The sequence below is a fragment of the Polaromonas sp. P3_C2 genome, assembly GCF_056402675.1.
On the sequence record NZ_JBFUGX010000496.1, the window covers coordinates 1 to 3124 of the forward strand.

Genomic DNA, 3124 nt, shown 5'->3' on the forward strand with positions numbered 1-3124 from the left:
CAACGGTGTGGAACACGGCCAATGGAATGCAGCCCGCAGCCTGGGCCTGACGCAAGCGCAAACGCTGCGCTATGTGATCGGCCCGCAGGCCCTGCGCCTGGCAGTGCCCAGCCTGTCGAACAGCCTGATCAGCCTGATCAAGGACACCTCGCTCGTCTCGGTGATTGCCGTGGGCGAGCTGATGCTGGCGACCAAGGAAGTGATTGCCACTACCTTCCAGCCCTTTCCGCTGTACCTGGCGGCTGCGGGTATTTACTGGGCGATGAGTGCCTCGTTTGAAACGCTGCAGAAGAAGCTCGAAGTGCGCCTCAACCGCAGCTATCTGCGCTAGCGAAGCGCCGGGCACCAGAATCAGGTGTCGCTGATCAAACCACTCTGAATCGCCTGCTCGGTATTCGCAAAAATCGCCATCGCGGTCAGCATGCGCCGAAAGCCGAGCTTGCGGTAAAACGGCTCTTTGCCGGCGACCGCGTACAGGATGATTTTTTTGTGGCCACTGGAAAGCTTCACCAGCGCCGCAACCATGTCCTTGCCCATACCTGATCCCTGCCGGTCCGGCGCTACCGCGATGTCGCAGATGTAGGAGCAGTCCCTGCCATCCGCTACCGCACGGCCCGCAGCGATCAGCTTGCCGGCGTCATACACAAAACACTTGAACATGCTGTTGGAGAAAACAATCTGCAGATCCGCAGGCTTCTTGTCGCCCAAGGGGGCAACGCGGTAAAGATTCGACAGCTCTTCCCAGTCCGCGTCGGCCATGCCTTCCGATGAAAACTTCCACTCGAGGGCCAAGATGAACTCCTTTTATTTTCAAACAGCATGAGGCGTGACGCACACCATTTTTGGACTATAGCCCTCGCATCGAACTGACGCATGACCCCTCAGAACAGCCTGCCCTGCCCCTCGGCGCCCGCCGCGTCCGGCGGCCGGAACTGGCTCATGTCCAGCTCAATGCGCTGCCGGTTAAAGCCGATCCGGTTGCAGGCTTTCTCAAAGCGCTGCTTGATGAGCTCGGCCCACAGGCCGTGACCTTTCATGCGCGTGGCGAAGTCGCTGTCGTAGTCCTTGCCGCCGCGCATTTCGTGGATGCGCGCCATGATGCGCGCGGCGCGCTGCGGGTAGTGCAGCTCCAGCCATTCCTTGAAAATGGGCGCCACTTCCCAGGGCAAGCGGATCACGGTGTAGAACGCGCTGCGTGCACCGGCCTCCCAGGCCGCCTCCAGCACATGCTCCATGTCCTCGTTCACAAACGGGATTTGCGGCGCCACGCTCACGCCGACCGGCACGCCGTGCTCTGCCAGCGTGCGGATGGTGCGCAGGCGCCGGTGCGGTGCGGCCGCGCGCGGCTCGAGCTTGCGCGCGAGTTCGCCGTCGAGCGTGGTGATGGTCACGTAGGCGGCGGCCAGCTTGTCAGCGGCCAGCGGCGCCAGCAAGTCGAGGTCGCGCTCCACGCCGCTGGATTTGGTGATCAAAGAGAACGGGTGCCGCACTTCCTGCATCACCTCAATGATGCTGCGCGTCAGTCGCAGCTCGCGCTCGGCGGGCTGGTAGCAGTCGGTGGCCGAGCCGATATTGAGCAGCTTGGGAACATAGCTGCGTTTGCGCAGGTCGGCGCGCAACACCTCGGCAATGTTGCGCTTGGCGATGATCTTCGTTTCAAAATCAAGCCCTGGCGAAAGATTGAGGTAGCTGTGTGTGGGCCGCGCATAACAGTACACACAGCCATGCTCGCAGCCCCGGTAGGGATTGATGCTGTAGTCAAAAAAGATATCGGGCGAATCGTTGCCGACAATCGCGCTGCGGGCGTCTTCCATCGTGACCGTGGTTTCGATCCGGGGCGCCTCGCTGGAGACACCTTCTTCCAGCGGACCCCAGCCGTCGTCCCATGCGTTGCGCACGTCTTTCTCAAACCGGTGCGGCATGCGTGTAGCAGTGCCCCGGCCCTTGATGGCATGGAGGGGAATGACGGCGTCGGACATAGGGCAACAAGATTMGGTGGAAGGTAGCGGTGCCCGGCAGGGCCGCAGAAAAATACTGTATATAAATACAGTATATTCAAACAAAAACCCTTTGGCAAATGTCTGCAGCAGTGCTCGCAATAATGGGTTTAAAGCAGGAGACATCCCATGGCACACGTACTGGCAAAACTCACCGGCGCGCCGCTGGCCGCCGTCAAACAGCAGCTGGAAAAAGATGCGGATGAACATGCGAAGCAAGGCATGTATCTGAAGTATCTCTGGCAAAACGCGGAAGACGCAGCAGAGGTGTTTTTTCTGTTTCAGGTGAAAGACCTGGCACATTGCCAGCAGCGCATGAAGCAGACGCATGCAAAAGTCCGCGAAGAAAACCCCGATGTACCGCTACCGACCCTGACGTTTCTGGAGGATGCCTGAGGCCTCATCCAATGCGTGATGGATACGCCCCTTTTCCATTTTCCCTTCCCTCTCCTCCCTTCCGTTTCACCATGATCCAGCGACCTGAAAACCTTTATGCCCGCTATCACGCCCACGTGTATTTCGGGCCCGGCACCGTTGAGCAGGCACGTGCCCTGTGCGAAAAAGCTGGCGCGCTTTTCGGGATTGCCGTGGGGCGTGTGCATGAACGCGAGGTGGGGCCGCACCCGCGCTGGAGTTGCCAGCTGGCATTTGACCGCGCGGCGTTCGGCAGCGTCATTCCCTGGCTCGAAGAACACCGCGACGGACTGGATGTGTTTGTGCACGGGCTCACCGGCGATGACCTTGCCGACCACACCACGCATGCCTCATGGCTGGGTGAGCCTGCCGTGTTGAAGCTGGAGATGTTCAGGCGGTGAGCCCGGCTCCAGTTGAATGCTATTAATTCAATAGCAAGTTGCGCTCGTCCAGAAAGGCGAGGAGCTGCTTTTTAACGCAAATAAAAGCGACTCAACCAGCGCGGCCGCAAAGGAATCGGTCGCGATTCCACCGACTGGTACAGCACCCAGCCCGCCAGCAGCGACAGCAGGAAGGCCGTCAACAGGCCCAACACGTTTGCCGCAAGCTGCGTGGGCCAGAAATGGCTCACGATGGCATTGACCAGCAGGCACACAGGGAAGTGGATGAGGAACACGGAATAGGACATCTGGCCCAGCTGCACCAGACGGCGC

5 protein-coding genes and 1 pseudogene are annotated in these 3124 nt (G+C 60.0%); 3 read left to right on the top strand and 3 right to left on the bottom strand.

The window, feature by feature from the left end; genetic code table 11:
• Positions 1–331, top strand: a 331-nt coding sequence (locus tag AC1DWI_RS17785) for an ABC transporter permease subunit (protein ID WP_477725338.1), incomplete at its 5' end; no start/stop codon positions are given.
• Between the two features lie 20 nt (positions 332–351).
• Here AC1DWI_RS17785 and AC1DWI_RS17790 read toward each other — a convergent pair.
• Both AC1DWI_RS17790 and AC1DWI_RS17795 read right to left on the bottom strand, forming a co-directional pair.
• A complete protein-coding gene (locus AC1DWI_RS17790; protein WP_477671077.1) occupies positions 352–792 on the bottom strand; it encodes a GNAT family N-acetyltransferase in 441 nt (146 codons plus the stop codon).
• A gap of 89 nt (positions 793–881) precedes the next feature.
• Positions 882–1979 (bottom strand): PA0069 family radical SAM protein, encoded by a 1098-nt coding sequence (locus AC1DWI_RS17795; protein WP_477725339.1) that lies wholly within the window; start codon positions 1977–1979, stop codon positions 882–884.
• Positions 1980–2126: 147 nt separating this feature from the next.
• Here AC1DWI_RS17795 and AC1DWI_RS17800 point away from each other — a divergent pair, with 147 nt between their 5' ends.
• Complete coding sequence (locus AC1DWI_RS17800) at positions 2127–2393, top strand: hypothetical protein (RefSeq protein WP_477671079.1); 267 nt, start codon at positions 2127–2129, stop codon at positions 2391–2393.
• Positions 2394–2464: 71 nt separating this feature from the next.
• The gene (locus tag AC1DWI_RS17805) at positions 2465–2812 is read left to right on the top strand and encodes a DOPA 4,5-dioxygenase family protein (protein ID WP_477671080.1); all 348 of its coding nucleotides are present in this window, start codon (positions 2465–2467) and stop codon (positions 2810–2812) included.
• A 71-nt stretch (positions 2813–2883) separates the two neighbouring features.
• Here the strand turns inward: AC1DWI_RS17805 and AC1DWI_RS17810 are convergent.
• A pseudogene (locus AC1DWI_RS17810) lies at positions 2884–3124 on the bottom strand (acyltransferase family protein); the annotation flags it as partial.

Coding starts and splice junctions, on each gene's coding strand:
- AC1DWI_RS17795 (WP_477725339.1), bottom strand. CDS start 1,979: ATGTCCGACGCCGTCATTCCCCTCCATGCCATCAAGGGCCGGGGCACT.
- AC1DWI_RS17800 (WP_477671079.1), top strand. CDS start 2,127: ATGGCACACGTACTGGCAAAACTCACCGGCGCGCCGCTGGCCGCCGTC.
- AC1DWI_RS17805 (WP_477671080.1), top strand. CDS start 2,465: ATGATCCAGCGACCTGAAAACCTTTATGCCCGCTATCACGCCCACGTG.